Below are 17,060 nucleotides of genomic sequence, written 5' to 3' on the forward strand. Positions count from 1 at the left end.
CTTAGGCGCAGCCGGACTTCGGCGCGATCTGGCCGAGATCGTCGACGACGACCATGCCGTCGCCTTCGGTCTTGGCCGTGAACATTTCGAGCGTGACGTGATGGTCCTTGCCGACTGTGACCTTGCCGGTCGGGCTGTCGACGACGATGCCTTCAAGGCCGTTGACCAGCGCCTCGCTGTCGATCGCCCCGGACTTCTCGAAGGCAGCCTTGGCGGCGATCAGCGAGACGTAATGGGTGAAGACATATTGCGAGACCGGCGTATCGGCGCCCGACTGCTTGCGCACCTTGGCGACGAACTCCTTGGCCGCGTCGGTCTGGATCGCCTGGGTGAACGGAAGCGCCACCCACATGTCCTGCGCCTTGCCCGCGCCGAAGGCGCCGAGATAGAGCTCGCCGAAGCCGAGGAAGGCGACCTTCACCGTCTTCAGCAGGCCCAGTTCCTCCGCCTGGCGGATGAACGTGATGCCGTCGGCGCCGGGAAGCGCGAACACCAGCACCTTGGCGCCGGAATCCTGGATGCGGCGGATGACCGGCGCGAAATCCTTGACGCCGAAGGGCGTGAATTCCTTGCCGGCGACCGTGCCGCCAATACCGCCAATGATCGTGGTGGCCGTCTCGAACATCTTCTGCGGCCAGACATAATCGGCGCCGAAGAGATAGAAGCTCGAACCGGCCTGATCCTTCATGATCGGCAGGAGCTTCTCGAGTTCCTGGTTCGGAACGGTGTTGAAGGAGAAGAGATAGCGGTCGCAGCCGCCGCCCTCGTAATTGGTCGCGTAGAGCAGCGGCACCTTGGCGCGCGACAGCGTCGGCATCATGGCGTCGCGATTGTTGGAGGTGATCGGGCCGGAGACGGCGATGACCTTGTCGCGGCGGATCAGCGAGGTGGTGCGCTCCACCGCGGTCTTGGGATCGGTCTTGTCGTCCTCATAGATGAGCTCGACATTGCGGCCGAGAATGCCGCCGGCGGCATTGATCTCGGCGGCGGCGAGATCGAGGCCGATCTTGGCCTGGCCGCCGAACAATTCGAGTCCGCCGGAGAATGGCTGGACCACGCCGATCTTGATCGGCTCGGCCGCGAGCAGCGCGGGCATGGGCAGCGTGGCGGCAAGCGCGGCACCGGCGCCGGTCTTGAGAAGCGTGCGACGCGTAAGCGACGTCATTCGAACCCCCTCTGATCGAAATTCTCTGGAGCGCAAGAGCTGCGCGCGACCGATAAACTCGTTGGCCTACTAATGATTAAGGGAGGCCAAAGCCCTTGCGCAACAAGATTCGCGACCGATCGTTCATGCTGCCGATGCGCGACTGGTCCCGTCCGGAGGCAACCCACGGCCCGTCCGGTCGTTATCTCTCGCACGAGATGGCCGAAGAGGAGAATTCATGACCAGCACCGAGCCCGTCCTGCCCGTCGATCCTCTGGAAAAGCGCCCCTCGCCCGCCGGCCCGCACGACAAGCCCGAACTCACCAATCCGGAGCTCACACCCGGTACGGGCGCGCTGCCGGATCGGACGGTCAAGGAGCGCGATGTCGATCCCGGAGCCGGCTAGGACGGCCGAGGGATCGGGCCAAACCGTGTCGCGAAAGCGCGCGTCGACCCCGCCGTCGACCAAGCCGGCAATGTGCCGCGGGGACCTCCTGGAACGAGATCGTCCCTCGCGTGTTGAGTGAACCTGACCGGTGGCCAGCCCTTGTGGTCGCCGTGCATTGTGAGTGAGGCAGATACGGCAAATGATACCCCAAAGGCTCCCAAGCGAACCGACCGTGCTCGTCGTTGAAGACGAGCCGTTCCTTCGGCTGGTGACGGCCGATGCGCTTCAGGATGCCGGTTTTCAGATATTGGAGGCCGGAAATGCCGACGAGGCGTTGGCCGTGCTGGAGACGAAGCCCCAGATCGATATCCTGCTGACGGATATCGACATGCCGGGTTCGATGGACGGCGTGCGGCTCGCCCATGCCGTGCGCGATCGCTGGCCGCCCGTGCGGCTGGTCGTGGTCTCGGGACATCGCCGCCCTCCGGAAGCGGAACTCCCGCGCGGCAGCGTGTTCTTCACCAAGCCCTACGAGATCGAAGCCGTCGCCGAGACACTGAAGCGCATGCTCTGACGCGGGACAGGCAGAAGGACGCCGCCCCAGAGGACGGCGTCCGATCGTGGATTACTGCACGACCCGTGCGCGCAGGCGGGTGTATTCCTGCTCCGTGATCGAGCCCGAAGCCTTCAACTTGTCGAGCTTCTCGATCTCGTCGGCGACGCTGTAGCCGACAATGTGGCGGAGCTGCTCCTGCGCCTGCTTGGCGCGCGATTCATTGCGCTCGGCCATGCCGCGTCCCTGCGTCAGCAGATAGGCGAAGATGCCGATATAGGGCAGGATGATCAGGAAGATCACCCACAGGACCTTGCCGAAGCCGGACACGTCGTGGCGGCGAAACAGATCACTCGTGACGGTGATCAGCAGCCAGAACCATAGAATGAAGATGAAGATCGCAAAGATATCTGCGATGAAATTGCTGAAGGTGAAGCCGCCTTCGAAAATCATGATCGTGTTCCCCAATATTGCGCCGTTTCGAGCGGGTTGATTGCTCGATGCCGCCGGAGTTGGCAGCCGGAACGCAAGTTGTCGATCAATAAGCCAGCTTTGCCCGGTTTCATAGACCGAGGCTTCAACCAGAAGCGGCATCCGCTCCGCCCCGAAAAGGCTGCACCAAATCTCGACCGATGGCCGGGGCAGAGCACCCCTAGTCCGCGCCTTGCCCGGTCAGGCGCTCCCAATTGCCATGGGCGAAGCCGGCCCTGGCCGGTTCGTCGAGACCGCAAGTCTCCAGAAATCGCCGCGCATCGCCGCCGGGGCGATACTGGTAGGGGAAGTCGGTGGAGAAGAGCAGACGATCCGCCCCGACGATCGCGGCGGCGCGTTCGAGGTAATGCGGCAGGAACATGCCGCTCGCAGTCACCCAGAGGTTCCGGCGCAGATAGGTCGCGATCGGCTGGTCCAGCCCGGACACGCGGTCCATGGCGGCGAGGCGCTCGGCATAGAACAGCACCAGTTCGCCCCAATGGCCCAGGATCACCTGCAGGCCCGGCATGCGATCGAAGGTGCCGGCCAGAACCAGGCGGATGAACTGAATGCCCGCATCATAGTGCCAACCCAGGCCGAAGGTGGCGAAGGCCGCGTCGACCACGGGGCCGATGCCCGAATAATAGGCCTCCCTGACAGCCGCCGGGGGTGTGCGCGGATGGAGCAGGATCGGCGCGCCCAAGGACTCGGCGCAGTGGAGAATCGGCGAGAAAGCAGCATCGTCGAGGTGGCGATCGCCGACCCTCCCGCACAGCATCGTGCCCTTGAAGCCGAGCGTCCGGACGCAGCGCTCGAGTTCCAGCGCCGCTTCCTCCGGTATCGCTACGGGCAATGTGGCCAGCGCCTGAAAACGGGTCGGATGGCGCGCAACCGCCGCCGCCAGCGCATCATTGGTCCGCCGCGCCAGGTCGACGCTCGCCGGCCCGAGATCGTGCAGCATGGGCGTCGTCAGCGATAGCACCTGAACATCGAGCCCCGCTTCGTCCATCAGGGCCAGCCGGTCATCGGCCAGATCGAGCAAACGCCCTTCGATCTTCCCCGCATGAAACGCCACGCTCGGATCCACCGCGTCCAGCCCGATAGCATGCCAGGCTGCGCCGATTTCGGTCGTCAGGAAGTGCTCTTCGATACCGATCAGTTTCATCGGGTCGCCTCCTATGCCGGGAGCACGGTCATCACGTGCGGCGTTCATCGCCCATCGGATTGCCCATCACTATGCGCGGTGACGTCGACAGGCGCCAGACGCATGGAGCACACAGTGTAGTTGCGCCAGACGCTAGGTCTGGAGCAGGCAATGCGATAGTGTTCGGCCATGGACGATCTGGACCTGAACCTGCTTCCGGCGCTGGATGCGCTGCTTGCCGAAGGGAGCGTGACCGGGGCGGCCCGTCGCCTCGGATTGAGCGCATCCGCCATGAGCCGCACGCTGGCGCGGCTTCGATCCGCGACAGGTGATCCGCTCCTCGTCCGCGCTGGGCGCGGGCTCGTGCCGACACCGCGCGCCGCCGAACTGCGCGACCAGGTTCATGAGCTTGCCCGTGACGTCCGCGCGGTCCTGAGCCCGCGGATCGACACGCTCGACCTTGCCTCGCTCGACCGCCTCTTCACCATCCGGGCGAGCGAAGGGTTCGTGGAACTGTTCTACGCGCCCCTGGTCGCCCGTGTCATCGAGGCTGCGCCGCATGTGCGCCTGCGCTTCGCGCCCAAGCCGGAAAAGGACCTATTTCGGCTCCGCGATGGGCAGATCGATCTCGAGGTCGGGGTGCTCGGCGCGTCCGCGCCGGAGGTTCGCACCCGACTTCTCTTCCGCGACGGCTTCATCGGCGCGGCGCGGATCGGACATCCGGTGCTCGCGGGCACCATGACGCCCGAACGCTATGCGGCGTGCCGCCACGTCGTGGCATCGCGCAAGGGCGCTCTTTCGGGGCCAGTGGACGATGCGCTGGCGGCGCTCGGGCTCAAGCGGGAGGTCGTCGTGATCGTGCCCGGCTTTCCAGAGGCGCTGCGCATTGCGCGGCAATCGGAGCTGGTCGCGCTGGTGCCGCGCTCCTGCCTCGGCGACCCGCTCGCGCAGGGCGTTATCGGCTTCGCCCTGCCGGTCCAGACGCCCGAGATTGCGATATCGGCGATGTGGCATCCGCGCATGGACGCCGATCCGGCCCATCGCTGGCTGCGCGAGATCGTCATGGCGGTGTGCCGGCCGGAGGCGCCGGCGCCGGGCGCCTGAGGCGAGGGTTCAGGCGTCCGGGACGTTGTCGTGCAGCTCCGCCAGCCAGAGCTTGGCATCGCCATCCGACGGCGCGCGCCAGTCGCCGCGCGGCGACAGCGAGCCGCCCGACGAGATCTTGGGCCCGTTCGGCAGTGTCGAGCGCTTGAACTGGTTGGTGAAGAAGCGCTTCAGGAACACGTCCATCCAGTGCTTGATCTCGGCCAGCGTATAGGCGCGCTTGTCGCCTTCCGGCATGTCGACCGGCCAGGCGCCCTTGTCCGCCGCGCTCCAGGCGTGATGGGAGAGGAAGGCGATCTTGGACGGGCGGAAGCCGTAGCGCGTCAGGTAATAGAGATTGAAGTCCTGCAGCACATAGGGACCGACGATCTGCTGGGTCGACTGGATCGTCTTGCCTTCGGTGCGCGGCACCAGCTCCGGCGAGATCTCGGTCGCGAGGATGGAATAGAGCACCTGCGCCGTCTCGTCGCTCACATCGCCGGATGCGGCGACGAAGCGGATCAGGTGCTGGATCAGCGTCTTCGAGACCGAGGCGTTGACGTTGTAATGCGACATGTGATCGCCGACGCCATAGGTGCACCAGCCGAGGCCGAGCTCGGACAGATCGCCCGTGCCGACGACGAGGCCGCGATTGAGGTTGGCGAGACGGAAGAGATAATCCGTGCGCAGGCCCGCCTGCACATTCTCGAACGTCACGTCGTAGATCGGCTCTCCCTTGGCGAAGGGGTGGCCGAGATCGGTCAACATCTGCCGCGCCGTCGGGCGGATGTCGATTTCCTCGCCGGTCACGCCGAGCGCGTTCATCAGCGCCCAGGCATTGATCTTGGTCTCGTCGGAAGTCGCAAAGCCGGGCAAAGTGTAGGCGAGCACGTTCTTGCGGTCGATGCCGAGCAGGTCCATGGCGCGGCAGGTGACGATCAGCGCCTGCGTCGAATCAAGGCCGCCCGAAACACCGATCACGGCATGCTTCAGTCCCGTCGCCGCGAGCCGCTTGGCGAGCCCCTGGACCTGGATGTTATAGGCCTCGTAGCAATCCTCCCGGAGCCGGGACGGATCGACCGGCACATAGGGGAAGCGCTCGACGACCCGGTCGAGCGCGATCGGCCGCTCTGGCGCATCCAGCGTCAGCGACACGATGCGGAAGGGTGGGATGCGCCCCCGCTCCTCGCGCACGCATTCGCCGAAGGTGTTTACCCGCATGCGCTCCTGGCGCAGCCGGCCGAGATCGACGTCGGCGGTGGCGGCAACCGCGCCGCGCGGGAAGCGCTCGGTCTCGGCGAGGCGCTCGCCATATTCGAAGATCGCGGCCTGGCCGTCCCAAGCGAGGTCGGTGGTCGATTCACCCGGACCGGCCGCCGAATAGGCGTAGGCCGCGATCGTGCGCGACGAGTGGCTGGCACAGAGCAGCCGCCGCGTATCGGCCTTGCCAATGGTGATGTTGCTGGCGGAAAGGTTGAGCAGCACCTCGGCGCCGGCCAGCGCGGCCCGCGTCGAGGGCGGCAGCGGCACCCAGATGTCCTCGCAGATCTCGACATGGAAGGTGAAGGGTACCGTTCCCGTCGAGCGGAACATGAGATCGACGCCAAAGGGCACCACGCGCCCCGCAATCGTGATTTCGCCGCCAACTTCGCCGAGGCCGGTCGCGAAATGGCGGCGCTCGTAGAATTCGCGGTAGTTCGGCGGATAGCTCTTCGGCACCACGCCGCAGATCTGCCCGCGATGGATCACGACGGCCGTATTGAACAACCGTCCGCCCTGCCTGAGCGGCGCGCCGACCACGAGCACCGGCAGCAGTTCCTGCGATGCCTCGGCAATGCGGATGAGCGACGCCTCGACCTTTTCGAGCAGGGCATCCTGCAGCACGAGATCGTCGATCGCATAGGACGAGATGCCGAGCTCGGGATAGAGCATCACGGCCGTGCCGTTGGCGTCGCCCTGCCGCGCCAGCGCCAGCGTCTCCTCGACCGCAAAATCGGGATCCGCGACGGAGGCGCGCGGCACGCAGGCGGCGATGCGGATGAAATCATGACTGTAGAGTGAGTTGAATGCCTTCATCGCCAAACTCGATTCTCGTCGTCCTGGAGATTGCGCGCTCGCCTTTGCAAGCCATTCCAAACCCTTACAGTCTTGCGCGGCATTCAGCCAGCGCCGGATGACGATTGCGTCGCGCGGCAGGCGATCGGCCACAGCGCCGCCTTCTTCGCGGGCGAGTCTCGCCGCTCCAGCCAGCTTTCGGGGGCCCGTTCATGAAGCGTCTCGCCACTCTCGCAGTCCTTTTCGTCGCGGCCGGCCTCGGTCATGCGGCGGCTGCGGACAAGCCCGTCGATTATGTCTGCCAGGACGGCACCGTCTTCACGATCATCTTCAAGGGCATGGACGGATCCGGCGATGCCGTGGTGAAGATCAATGGCGATACGATCCCGCTCGCCAACCAGAGACCGGCCTCGGGCATGTGGTACGCCTCGCCCCGGCACGAGTTCCGCGGCAAGGGCGACGACGCGACCTGGACGATCGGCCGCCGGGCGCCGACCGACTGTCACGCCGTACCCGCCAAGGCCGAGGCCAAGAGCCCGGCCGGGGCATGGCTGCTGACGGAGATCGGCGGAAAGCCGTCGGTGGCCACCGTCAAGACGCGGATCACGATCGTCAAGGATGGCGCCGTGTCCGGCACGGGCGGCTGCAACAGGATCTCGACCATGGCGAAGATCGACGGCAGCACGATCACCTTCGAGCCTGCCTCCGCCACGATGATGGCCTGTCCCGAGCCCGCCATGGCGCAGGAGCAAGCCTTCCTGAAGGCGCTAGGCGCGACCAAGGCGTGGCGCCGCGAGGGCGGGACGCTGATCCTGCTCGATGCAGCCGGCAAGTCGCTCGCCTCGTTTGCGCCCGTCGCCAAATAGGTCGCGCGTCCCTGGTCGTCGCCCGCGGATTTCCTATGGCGGCGATCGCGAACGGCTGGCACATAGACGGCCTTGTCCCCTTGGCCTGCCCGCGCCGGCCAGCCTGCCCGGAGCCTAGCCGTGAGCCGTTTCTGGAGTCCGCTCGTCCACCGCCTGACGCCCTATGTCGCGGGCGAGCAGCCCGTCGTGCAGGATCTCGTCAAGCTGAACACGAACGAGAACCCCTATGGTCCCTCGCCGCGCGCGATCGCGGCGATCAGGGCCGAGGCCGGTGACGGGCTGCGGCTCTATCCCGATCCGCACGCGACGATATTGCGCCAGGCGATCGCCGTGGGTCTCGGCGTGCAGGCCGATCAGGTCTTTGTCGGCAATGGCTCGGACGAAGTGCTGGCGCATGCCTTCCAGGGCCTGCTCAACCATGACGGCCCGCTGCTCTTTCCCGACATCACCTATAGCTTCTATCCCGTCTATTGCGGCCTCTACGGCATCGCCTATCGCGAGATCCCGATCGACGCCGCCATGCAGGTCGATGTCGATGATTATGCCGGGCCGTGCGGCGCGATCATCCTGCCGAACCCCAATGCCCCGACCGGCAGCGCGCTGCCGCTCAGCGCGATCCGCCGGCTGGTGGAAGCGCACCCGGATCAGGTCGTCGTGGTCGACGAGGCCTATGTCGATTTCGGCGGCGAAAGCGCCGTGCCGCTGGTGGCGGACCATCCGAACCTGCTCGTGATCCAGACCTTTTCGAAGTCGCGCTCGCTGGCGGGGCTTCGCGTCGGGTTCGCCATCGGCCAGCGGCACCTGATCGAGGCGCTGGAGCGCGTCAAGGACAGCTTCAATTCCTATCCGCTCGACCGCCTCGCCATTGTCGGCGCGGTGGCCTCCTATGAGGATACGGGCTGGTTCGAGGAAACACGCGGCCGCGTGATGGCAAGCCGGCAGCGGCTCTTCGAGGCGCTCAATGAGCTCGGCTTCGAGATCCTGCCGTCGGCGGCCAATTTCGTCTTCGCCCGCCACCCGGCCCATCGCGGCGCCGACCTCGCCAAGGGGCTCCGCGCGCAATCCGTCATCGTGCGGCATTTCGCGAAGCCGCGGATCGAGGATTTCCTGAGGATCAGCATCGGCACGGACGCGCAGTGCGACCGGCTGATCGCGGCGCTGAAGACGCTGGTCGCATAGCGCTCGATCATGTCATCGTTTCACGGGAAACACTGAAATGATCGAGCGATTTGATGTGGTGCGTTTCCTTCCCGGTCCCACCTTCGCTCGGAAACGCCCCAAAAGGCTCCGCTCGGCCCTGTGCTAGTCCAGCCCCTCGAACAGCGCCGTCGAAAGATAGCGCTCGGCGAAGGAGGGGATGATGATGACGATGTTCTTGCCCTCCATATGCGGCCGGCTGCCGACCTTGATCGCGGCTGCGATCGCGGCGCCCGAGGAAATGCCGACCGGCACGCCTTCGAGGCGCGCCACAAGGCGGGCCGTCGCCAGCGCCTCGGCGCTCTCGACCTGCACCACCTCGTCATAGATCGACGTATCGAGAACGGGCGGAACGAAGCCGGCGCCGATGCCCTGGATCTTGTGCGGGCCGGGCGCGCCGCCGGAGAGAACGGGGCTCTCCTTCGGCTCGACGGCGATCATCTTGAGCGAGGGCTTGCGCGGCTTCAGCACCTGGCCGATGCCGGTGATCGTGCCGCCCGTGCCGACGCCGGAGATGATGACGTCGACATGGCCCTGCGTGTCGTTCCAGATCTCCTCGGCCGTCGTCTTGCGATGGATCTCGGGATTGGCCGGGTTCTGGAACTGCTGCGGGATGATCGCATCGCCGATCTCGGCGACGAGCTCTTCGGCGCGCGCGATCGCGCCCTTCATGCCCTTCGGGCCTTCGGTCAGCACGAGCTCCGCGCCGAGCAGCTTCAGCATCTTGCGCCGTTCGATCGACATGGTCTCCGGCATGACGAGGATCAGCCGGTAGCCGCGCGCGGCCGCGACGAAGGCGAGCGCAATGCCGGTATTGCCGGAGGTCGGCTCGATCAGGGTCGTCTTGCCGGGCGTGATCTTGCCCTCGGCCTCGAGCGCATCGATCATGGCGACGCCGATGCGGTCCTTGACGCTCGAAATCGGATTGAAGAATTCGAGCTTGGCGAGAAGGTTCGCCTTCACGCCCTTCTCCGCCGCGATCCGCTTCAGACGGACGATCGGCGTATCGCCGATCGTATCGGTGATCGATTCATAGATCCGGCCCCGCCCGGGCACCCGCGTCTCGCCGCCATCCGCCATATCGGTCTCCTCATCCTTTGGGGGCGCAGGACCGCGCCCGATTGCCGTGAAATTAGTTCAGCCAGCCACCTTGGTCGAGATGGCTGCGCCGGTCGAGCCGAAGCCGCCCGCCCCACGCGTGGTCTCGGCCGAGAACGCGTCGACCACGGCGAAGCTCGGCCGCAGCACGGGAACGAACATCATCTGCGCGATCCGCTCGCCCGGCATGATCTCGACCGGCGCGGAGCCGGCGGGATTGCGGTTCCAGACGCTGACCATGATCGGGCCGAGATAATCGGCGTCGATCAGCCCGGTCAGATTGCCGAGCACGAGCCCCTTCTTGTGGCCGAGGCCGGAGCGCGGCAGGATCGTCGCCGCCATGAAGGGGTTGTTCATGAAGAGCGAGAAGCCCGCCGGCACGAGCACGGCCGGCGCGCCGGCTTCAACGAGAAGCGGCACATCGAGGCAGGCATGAAGGTCGATCGCCGCGGCCATGTCGCTCTGATAGGCGGGAAGCCCCCATTCCCTGAGGCGGGGATCGAGGATCTTCAGTTCGACGATCGGCTCATGCGGCACGGGAGGCTCCTTCGGGCATATCTGTCCGGAGATGCGATCGGCGCGGGAATAAAATCAAGCGCCGTCAGGGATATTTCAGATCGCGCGGCACGAAGAGGCCGGTGGGCGGCCGGATCGCACTCGAGAAATCAGGCGAATCGCCGGCGGCGAGCCCCAGCGCGCTGATCGCGGCACGGCGGCGGAATTCCTCGTAGGAAAGGCCGGTCTGGTAGCCCTGATGGTCGAACACATAACTCGGCAGGTGGCCCGAGATCAGGATGCGGTAATCGACCGGCAGGCCCGGATCGAGCGCGCGGATCAGTCGGAAGACCACGGTCGTGCAGTTGGTCGTCAACGTATTGTAGAATTTCGGCGCCGCGTTCAGCGCATTGCCGGCATCGACATAGGAGAGGAAGAGCGCCCGCATGCCGGCCTTCGGCATGCCGAGCGGATAGAGATAGACGTCCTCCTTGCGGACATTGGTCCGCAGATGCACGACATCGCGCTCGTCCGCGGCGACGAGAACCAGGGTGAAGACACGGAAGAACCCGGCAATGGCCGAGAAGGCCTGCGTCTTTTCGCGCCGGATCTCGGCGGAGAAGGAGACGTGGTCACCATTTTCGAAGCCGAAGGTGACGATCGTGTGGGCGATGGTCGGGCCGGCCCAATAGGCGAGGATCAGGTCGACGGACTTGATCTGGCTGAGATCATAGGTCCGCGTTTCCCAGCGGGGCGTGAAATCCTCATCGGTGCGCCAGCCGAAATTGCGGACATTATGCAGCGTGACGATGTCGCCATCGACGGTGCCCGAGACGCTGTGGGCGACATCGGGCGCCCAGTCCCGGTCGTTGGAGGGCAGGATCGTCGACCACCAGGCGCCGAAGACGAGGACCGCGACGACATAGCAGGCCGATGCCGGCCATTTGCGCCGCGAGAAGGTCAATACGATCACGGCGATGGCGAAAAGCGCCCATCCGGCAATTGCGATCGTGCGGCCGGCGTCGCCGAACGGCAGCTGGAAATAGAGGCAGAAGCCGATCCAGAGCGCGGAAAGCGCGATCGCGAACACCAGAAGCACATGGACGAACCCGCGCCCGATTCGCCCAAGCCAGCCGCCCCGCATCCCCGTCTCCTTCGCGCCGCCGCGCAGTCCCGAACGTCTTCCGGCGAAGACACGCTCGCCATAAGCGTTCTATCTCGTTGCTTTATCGCATTTGAGTCGCGTGGATCATGATCCGCGCCGCCCGGAAATGCCTAGCTCTTGCCGATCCGGTCCGCGATCCAGCCGACGAGCCGCGTGCCGACCTCGTCCTTGGGCAGCTTCGGCCAATGCTCGATGCCGTCTTTGGTGACGAGATGGACCGTATTCTCGGTCCCGCCCATGACACCCGTACCAGCGGAGACGTCATTGGCGACGATCACGTCGCAGCCCTTGCGCGCGAGCTTCGCCTCGGCGTTCGCCAGCACGTCGTTCGTCTCGGCCGCGAAGCCGATGACGAGGCCGGGCCGGAGATCGGTCCGGTGGGCAATAGTCGAGAGGATGTCGGGGTTTTCGCTCATGGCGAGCGGCGGGACTTTGCCGCTGCCGTCCTTCTTGATCTTCAAGGAGGCGGCTTCCGCCGGCCGCCAATCGGCGACGGCAGCCGCGAACACCGCAATATCAGCAGGGAGCGCCGCTTCCACGGCGGCGAGCATGTCGCGCGCCGTCTCGATCCGGCGGACGGTGACGCCGGGCGGGTCGGGCAGGCCAACGGGCCCCGCGACCAGGGTCACCCGGGCTCCCGCGCGCGCCGCCGCCTCGGCAATGGCGAAGCCCTGCCGGCCCGAGGAGCGATTGGCGATATAGCGGACGGGATCGATCGGCTCATGCGTCGGCCCTGCCGTGACGACGACGTGCCGGCCGGCGAGAGGCTTCTCGGCCGGCGAAAGCAGCGCCTCGGCGGCCGCGACGATCGCCAGCGGTTCGGACATGCGCCCCGTTCCGGCCTCGCCGCGCTCTGCCATCTCACCGCGCTCGGGGCCGACAAAATGGATGCCGTCGGCCTGCAGCCGGGCGACATTGCGCACGGTCGCGGGATTGGCCCACATCAGCGGGTTCATCGCGGGCGCGACCAGCACCGGACGGTTGGTGGCGAGGAGAATGGCGGTTGCCAGATCGTCGACAAGGCCTGCTGCCATCTTCGCCAGCAGATCGGCGGTGGCGGGCGCGACGATGACGAGATCATGGTCGCGCGCGAGGCGGATATGGCCGATATCGTGCTCGTCCTCGCGATGAAAAAGCGCGGTGAACACCTTGCCGCCTGAAAGCGCGCCGGCCGCGAGCGGCGTCACGAATTCGGTCGCGCCCTCCGTCATGACGACACTGACAGCGGCGCCGCGTTCCTTGAGCCGCCGGATCAAGTCGAGCGCCTTGTAGGCGGCGATACCGCCGGACATGACGAGCAGGATGCGGGTGGAGGAGAGCGATGACACGTTCAGAGAACCCACGGATCGACGACAGCGACGCCGCAATCCTCGAAGTCCCTCACATTGCGCGTCGCAACGCCCATATCGCATGCCAATGCGATGGCGGCTATCTGCATGTCGAAAGGCGCTATCGAGCGCCCGGCCCGTCGCCGCTCGGAGAGCAGCGGCGCGTAGTACGTTGCGGCCTGCTCGTCGAAGGGAAAGACGCGGCCCGCGAAGAGCGCGACGACCCGCTCTGCCGCCGCCTTTTTTTCGTTCTTGCGGCGGCCACCCGGCATCAGCTCGATGCCCGAGAGCGTTTCGGCCAAGGTGATGCTGGTCGTGAAGGCCTCGGCAACCGTCAGAAAGCCGAACCAGTCAAGCACGGCCTCGGACGCGGCATCCGCAGGCTTCATGAGTTCCGAAAGTACGTTCGTATCGAGGATGATCACGATTCTAGGTCAAACCGCGGCGGTTCACGGTAGGCTAACCGCTCCGGCAGATCGAGGTCGACGCCGGCAACGGGGTCGACGATCGCGCGGATGGCGTCGGTGAGATTGTCATTCGGGCGTGCTGCGCCGGGCGTACGGCGCAGGCCTCGAATTTCGGCGATGCGCATGGCCGCGGTCTTGCCTTGCTGCGGCTTGGGGCCCATCGCCTGGGCCCTGGTGGCCTGCTGCTTTTCAATCGCTGGGCTTGCCATCGAACCCTCCGCTACCGGACGTAGCGTCAGCTTAACGTCGGAGCGGCCGAATTCAAAGACCTACCTGAGGCCGATCCAGGCGAGGAGCGCCGCCACGACCCAGATGCCGATGGTCAGCCAGCGGTTTCCGCGTCCCTCGGCCCTGCCGATCGCCTCGACCGTGTCGGGCGAGAGCGTCAGCCCGTTGCGCGTCGCCTGGTCGAGTTGGGCGGCGATGCGTGCGCCATGCTCCACCATGCCGGGCAGGCGCGTCGCGGCGCGGCCGAAATCGGACAGACCACCGGCGGCCTCCTCGATCTTGCCGGCCGGTCCGAGATTGCGCTCGATCCATCCGCGCACGACCGGCTCGGAGGCATCCCACATGTCGAAATCGGGATCGAGCGATCGCGCCACGCCCTCGACGACGACCATGGTCTTCTGCAGCATCAGAAGCTCGGGCCGGGTCTGCATGTCGAAGAGCTCGGTGATCTCGAAGAGCAGCGTCAGGAGCTTCGCCATCGAGATGTCGCGGGCCGGCTGGCCATGGATCGGTTCGCCAATGGCGCGCAGCGCCTGGGCGAAATCCTCCGGCGCATGGCGGGCGGGAACATAGCCGGCTTCCATATGCACTTCGGCGATGCGCAGATAGTCGCGCTTGATGAAGCCGTAGAGGATTTCGGCGAGGAACCGCCGCTCCGCCTTGCCCAGCCGCCCCATAATGCCGAAATCGACCGCGACGACATCGCCCTTGGCGTCGACGAAGAGATTGCCCTGGTGCATGTCGGCATGGAAGAAGCCGTCGCGCATGGCATGGCGCAGGAAGGCCTGCATCAGGTGCCGCGCCACCAGCTTCGGATCATGGCCGGCCGCGGCGATGCCCGCCGGATCGGAGAGCTTGACGCCGTCGATCCATTCGAGCGTCAACACGTCGCGGGCCGTGCGCGCCCAGTCGATGGTGGGCACGCGAAAACCCGGATCGCCCTTTGTCCGCTCCGCCATTTCCGAGAGCGCGGCGGCCTCGAGCCGCAGGTCCATCTCCATCGAGACGGAGCGGGCGAGGATGTCGACGACGGAAACCGGCTTCAGCCGCCGCGAGGCCGGGTCGAGCTTCTCGACGAGGCCGGCGCCGGCATAGAAGGTCGAGAGATCGCGGCGGAAACGTCCGCGCACGCCGGGACGCAGGACCTTGACCGCGACGACGCGTACCGTGCCGTCGGCATCCGTGACCTCGGCCTTGTGGACCTGGGCGATCGAGGCGGCGGCGATCGGCGGCGAGAAGGCTGAAAAGATCGTGTCGACCGGCCGGCCGAAATTGCGCTCGATCGTCGCGCGCGCAGCGGCCTCGCCAAAGGGTTCGATTTCATCGCGCAGCTTGCCGAGCGCCTCCGCGACATCATCGCCGACCAGATCGGCACGCGTCGCCAGGAACTGGCCGAGCTTCACATAGGAGGGGCCGAGGCGGTTGAGCGCATGCGATATCCGCTCGCCGCGATCGGCAACCTGCGCGGAGCGGCGTTCGAACAGGCGTCCGATGCGGATGCCAAATGCCGCGCCGGGCGGAATGTCGTCAATATCGACGATCGAGAAGGCGCCTTCGCGCGCCAGCACGAATCCGGCCGCCGCGAGGCGGAAGAGAGCGGCGGGGCCGATTGCCATCGGTCTCAGGTTTTCCAGCCCGAATGCAACGCCGAGATGCCGCCGGTCAGGTTGCGGTAGCTGACCTGCGAAAAGCCCGCCTGCCGGATCATCTGCGCGAAGCGCTCCTGATGCGGGAAACGGCGGATCGATTCGACCAGATAGCGATAGCTCTCGGCGTCGCCCGCGACCGCGCGGCCCATCTGGGGGATCAGGTGGAAGGAATAGAGGTCATAGATCTTGTCGAGGCCGGGCACGTCGACGGAGGAGAATTCGAGGCAGAGAAAACGCCCGCCCGGCTTCAGGACGCGATAGGCCTCCTTCAGCGCCTGGTCGATGCGGGGCACGTTGCGGATGCCGAAGGCGATCGTGTAGGCGTCGAAACGGCCGCTTTCGAAGGGCAGCTCTTCAGCATTGCCCTCGACGAAGGTGACGTTGTCGGCGAGGCCGCGCTTCTCCGCGCGTTCGCGGCCGACCTCGAGCATCGAGGTGTTGATGTCGCAGACGATGGCCTTGGCGTTCTTGTGCGAGCGATCGACGATGCGGAACGAGACATCGCCCGTGCCGCCCGCGACATCCAGCACCTCGAACGGCCGGTTCGACGGCGGCGACAACCAGGAGACCATCGCATCCTTCCAGATCCGGTGCAGGCCGCCCGACATCAGATCGTTCATCAGGTCGTAGCGCGACGCCACCTTGTGGAAGACGGCGTCGACCATGCCCTGCTTGGCGTCGAGCTCGACATCGCGAAAACCGAACGAGGCGCGCTGTTCTGCCTTGTCGGAAACAGTTTCCGTCGCCATCACGCCACACTCCTTATATTACGCACGCCAGCATTCATTGCCGCCCTTGATAGACGAAGCGCGGCGATGGCGCCACGGCAGACCAACCGCATCGTTGACGCATCGAGAACACATGCCCGAATTGCCCGAAGTCGAAACCGTTCGCCAGGGTCTCGTCCCCGCCATGGAAGGCGCCGTGATCGACGCGCTGGAACAGAGGCGGCCTGATCTCCGCTTTCCCTTTCCCGCTGGCTTCGCCGAGCGTTTGACGGGCCGGACGATCATCGGCCTCGGGCGACGGGCCAAATATCTGCTCGCTGATCTCGACGATGGCGCGCTCCTGATCATGCATCTCGGCATGTCCGGTTCGTTCCGCGTCGAGGACGGAACCATCCAGACGCCCGGCATCTTCTATCACCCGCGCGACAAGCAGGCGGCGCATGATCATGTCGTCTTCCATCTCTCGAACGGCAAGCGCGTCGTCTATAACGACCCGCGCCGCTTCGGCTTCATGGATCTGGTCCGGCGCGCCGATATCGCGACCACGCCCCATCTCGCGGGCCTCGGCATCGAGCCTGTTGGCAACGCCTTCGATGGCGTGACGTTGCATGGCCTCTTCGCCGGCAAGCGCACGCCCCTCAAGGCCGCGCTGCTCGATCAACGCCTCGTGGCGGGCCTCGGCAACATCTATGTCTGCGAGGCGCTGCATATGGCCGGCCTGTCGCCCGAGCGTGCCGCCGGGACGATCACCGCTGAGGAGGCCGGGCGCCTCGCCACAGCGATCCGCGAGGTGCTCGGCGCGGCGATCGCGGCCGGCGGCTCCTCGCTGCGCGATCATCGCCAGGCCAATGGCGAACTCGGCTATTTCCAGCATTCCTTCCGCGTCTATGACCGCGAGGGCGAACCATGCCCCAATCTCGCCTGCTCAGGCGTCGTCACCCGCACCGTCCAATCCGGCCGCTCGACCTTCCACTGCCTGACATGCCAGCGCTGAGCCGTCT

Annotated in this window: 19 protein-coding genes; 7 read left to right on the forward strand and 12 right to left on the reverse strand. The window is 65.9% G+C overall.

The window, feature by feature from the left end:
• Window position 1 precedes the first annotated feature (1 nt).
• Window positions 2-1,165: a substrate-binding protein gene (locus QO014_RS09565; protein WP_266348450.1), complete on the reverse strand. Its 1,164-nt coding sequence runs from the start codon at window positions 1,163-1,165 to the stop codon at window positions 2-4.
• 95 nt (window positions 1,166-1,260) lie between these two features.
• Between QO014_RS09565 and QO014_RS09570 the strand changes: the two genes are divergently transcribed.
• From QO014_RS09570 to QO014_RS09580, 3 genes are all read left to right on the forward strand, one after another.
• Complete coding sequence (locus tag QO014_RS09570) at window positions 1,261-1,386, forward strand: hypothetical protein (RefSeq protein ID WP_266348451.1); 126 nt, start codon at window positions 1,261-1,263, stop codon at window positions 1,384-1,386.
• The gene (locus QO014_RS09575) at window positions 1,383-1,550 is read left to right on the forward strand and encodes a hypothetical protein (RefSeq protein ID WP_266348452.1); all 168 of its coding nucleotides are present in this window, start codon (window positions 1,383-1,385) and stop codon (window positions 1,548-1,550) included. Before QO014_RS09570 ends, QO014_RS09575 begins: the two co-directional genes overlap by 4 nt.
• A 214-nt stretch (window positions 1,551-1,764) precedes the next feature.
• The gene (locus tag QO014_RS09580; RefSeq protein WP_266348453.1) at window positions 1,765-2,106 is read left to right on the forward strand and encodes a response regulator; all 342 of its coding nucleotides are present in this window, start codon (window positions 1,765-1,767) and stop codon (window positions 2,104-2,106) included.
• Window positions 2,107-2,157: 51 nt separating this feature from the next.
• Here the strand turns inward: QO014_RS09580 and QO014_RS09585 are convergent, their stop codons facing one another.
• Window positions 2,158-2,538: an SHOCT domain-containing protein gene (locus QO014_RS09585; protein ID WP_266348454.1), complete on the reverse strand. Its 381-nt coding sequence runs from the start codon at window positions 2,536-2,538 to the stop codon at window positions 2,158-2,160.
• 199 nt (window positions 2,539-2,737) lie between these two features.
• Window positions 2,738-3,721, reverse strand: a complete 984-nt coding sequence (locus tag QO014_RS09590; RefSeq protein WP_266348455.1) for an amidohydrolase family protein — start codon at window positions 3,719-3,721, stop codon at window positions 2,738-2,740.
• A 168-nt stretch (window positions 3,722-3,889) separates the two neighbouring features.
• Here QO014_RS09590 and QO014_RS09595 point away from each other — a divergent pair, with 168 nt between their 5' ends.
• A complete protein-coding gene (locus tag QO014_RS09595) occupies window positions 3,890-4,804 on the forward strand; it encodes a LysR family transcriptional regulator (protein WP_266348456.1) in 915 nt (304 codons plus the stop codon).
• 9 nt (window positions 4,805-4,813) lie between these two features.
• On the opposite strand, the gene QO014_RS09600 is transcribed toward QO014_RS09595, so the two are convergent.
• Window positions 4,814-6,859: an NAD(+) synthase gene (locus QO014_RS09600; protein WP_266348457.1), complete on the reverse strand. Its 2,046-nt coding sequence runs from the start codon at window positions 6,857-6,859 to the stop codon at window positions 4,814-4,816.
• A 191-nt stretch (window positions 6,860-7,050) separates the two neighbouring features.
• Between QO014_RS09600 and QO014_RS09605 the strand changes: the two genes are divergently transcribed.
• Both QO014_RS09605 and hisC read left to right on the forward strand, forming a co-directional pair.
• On the forward strand, window positions 7,051-7,704 hold the full coding sequence (locus QO014_RS09605; RefSeq protein ID WP_266348458.1) for an META domain-containing protein: 654 nt from the start codon (window positions 7,051-7,053) through the stop codon (window positions 7,702-7,704).
• A 120-nt stretch (window positions 7,705-7,824) separates the two neighbouring features.
• Window positions 7,825-8,883, forward strand: coding sequence for a histidinol-phosphate transaminase (gene hisC, locus QO014_RS09610; RefSeq protein WP_266348459.1), 1,059 nt, complete (start codon window positions 7,825-7,827; stop codon window positions 8,881-8,883).
• 123 nt (window positions 8,884-9,006) lie between these two features.
• Here hisC and cysK read toward each other — a convergent pair whose 3' ends face one another.
• The 8 genes from cysK to ubiE all read right to left on the reverse strand — a co-directional run bounded on the left by cysK (window position 9,007) and on the right by ubiE (window position 16,080).
• Entirely contained in the window at window positions 9,007-9,981 is a 975-nt protein-coding gene (gene cysK / locus QO014_RS09615) for a cysteine synthase A (protein ID WP_266348460.1), read from the reverse strand.
• A gap of 57 nt (window positions 9,982-10,038) precedes the next feature.
• Window positions 10,039-10,536, reverse strand: coding sequence for a dUTP diphosphatase (gene dut, locus QO014_RS09620; RefSeq protein WP_266348461.1), 498 nt, complete (start codon window positions 10,534-10,536; stop codon window positions 10,039-10,041).
• Between the two features lie 64 nt (window positions 10,537-10,600).
• Window positions 10,601-11,638 (reverse strand): Lnb N-terminal periplasmic domain-containing protein, encoded by a 1,038-nt coding sequence (locus QO014_RS09625; RefSeq protein ID WP_266348462.1) that lies wholly within the window; start codon window positions 11,636-11,638, stop codon window positions 10,601-10,603.
• A gap of 131 nt (window positions 11,639-11,769) precedes the next feature.
• Window positions 11,770-13,002: a bifunctional phosphopantothenoylcysteine decarboxylase/phosphopantothenate--cysteine ligase CoaBC gene (coaBC, locus tag QO014_RS09630; protein ID WP_266348463.1), complete on the reverse strand. Its 1,233-nt coding sequence runs from the start codon at window positions 13,000-13,002 to the stop codon at window positions 11,770-11,772.
• Complete coding sequence (locus QO014_RS09635; RefSeq protein WP_266348464.1) at window positions 12,990-13,412, reverse strand: type II toxin-antitoxin system VapC family toxin; 423 nt, start codon at window positions 13,410-13,412, stop codon at window positions 12,990-12,992. The genes coaBC and QO014_RS09635 overlap by 13 nt, the downstream gene beginning before the upstream one ends.
• Window positions 13,409-13,663, reverse strand: coding sequence for a hypothetical protein (locus tag QO014_RS09640; RefSeq protein ID WP_266348465.1), 255 nt, complete (start codon window positions 13,661-13,663; stop codon window positions 13,409-13,411). Before QO014_RS09640 ends, QO014_RS09635 begins: the two co-directional genes overlap by 4 nt.
• Before the next feature lie 60 nt (window positions 13,664-13,723).
• Complete coding sequence (gene ubiB / locus QO014_RS09645) at window positions 13,724-15,298, reverse strand: 2-polyprenylphenol 6-hydroxylase (RefSeq protein ID WP_266348466.1); 1,575 nt, start codon at window positions 15,296-15,298, stop codon at window positions 13,724-13,726.
• Between the two features lie 5 nt (window positions 15,299-15,303).
• A complete protein-coding gene (gene ubiE, locus QO014_RS09650; protein ID WP_266348467.1) occupies window positions 15,304-16,080 on the reverse strand; it encodes a bifunctional demethylmenaquinone methyltransferase/2-methoxy-6-polyprenyl-1,4-benzoquinol methylase UbiE in 777 nt (258 codons plus the stop codon).
• A gap of 112 nt (window positions 16,081-16,192) precedes the next feature.
• Between ubiE and mutM the strand changes: the two genes are divergently transcribed.
• Window positions 16,193-17,053, forward strand: a complete 861-nt coding sequence (gene mutM, locus QO014_RS09655; RefSeq protein ID WP_266348468.1) for a bifunctional DNA-formamidopyrimidine glycosylase/DNA-(apurinic or apyrimidinic site) lyase — start codon at window positions 16,193-16,195, stop codon at window positions 17,051-17,053.
• Window positions 17,054-17,060 lie beyond the last annotated feature (7 nt).

This window comes from Kaistia dalseonensis, assembly GCF_030814715.1.
In the GTDB taxonomy this organism is placed as follows: domain Bacteria; phylum Pseudomonadota; class Alphaproteobacteria; order Rhizobiales; family Kaistiaceae; genus Kaistia; species Kaistia dalseonensis.

Coding starts and splice junctions, on each gene's coding strand:
- QO014_RS09565 (WP_266348450.1), bottom strand. CDS start 1,165: ATGACGTCGCTTACGCGTCGCACGCTTCTCAAGACCGGCGCCGGTGCC.
- cysK (WP_266348460.1), bottom strand. CDS start 9,981: ATGGCGGATGGCGGCGAGACGCGGGTGCCCGGGCGGGGCCGGATCTAT.
- ubiE (WP_266348467.1), bottom strand. CDS start 16,080: ATGGCGACGGAAACTGTTTCCGACAAGGCAGAACAGCGCGCCTCGTTC.
- QO014_RS09590 (WP_266348455.1), bottom strand. CDS start 3,721: ATGAAACTGATCGGTATCGAAGAGCACTTCCTGACGACCGAAATCGGC.
- QO014_RS09605 (WP_266348458.1), top strand. CDS start 7,051: ATGAAGCGTCTCGCCACTCTCGCAGTCCTTTTCGTCGCGGCCGGCCTC.
- QO014_RS09575 (WP_266348452.1), top strand. CDS start 1,383: ATGACCAGCACCGAGCCCGTCCTGCCCGTCGATCCTCTGGAAAAGCGC.
- ubiB (WP_266348466.1), bottom strand. CDS start 15,298: ATGGCAATCGGCCCCGCCGCTCTCTTCCGCCTCGCGGCGGCCGGATTC.
- QO014_RS09640 (WP_266348465.1), bottom strand. CDS start 13,663: ATGGCAAGCCCAGCGATTGAAAAGCAGCAGGCCACCAGGGCCCAGGCG.
- mutM (WP_266348468.1), top strand. CDS start 16,193: ATGCCCGAATTGCCCGAAGTCGAAACCGTTCGCCAGGGTCTCGTCCCC.
- QO014_RS09625 (WP_266348462.1), bottom strand. CDS start 11,638: ATGCGGGGCGGCTGGCTTGGGCGAATCGGGCGCGGGTTCGTCCATGTG.
- QO014_RS09595 (WP_266348456.1), top strand. CDS start 3,890: ATGGACGATCTGGACCTGAACCTGCTTCCGGCGCTGGATGCGCTGCTT.
- QO014_RS09585 (WP_266348454.1), bottom strand. CDS start 2,538: ATGATTTTCGAAGGCGGCTTCACCTTCAGCAATTTCATCGCAGATATC.
- QO014_RS09600 (WP_266348457.1), bottom strand. CDS start 6,859: ATGAAGGCATTCAACTCACTCTACAGTCATGATTTCATCCGCATCGCC.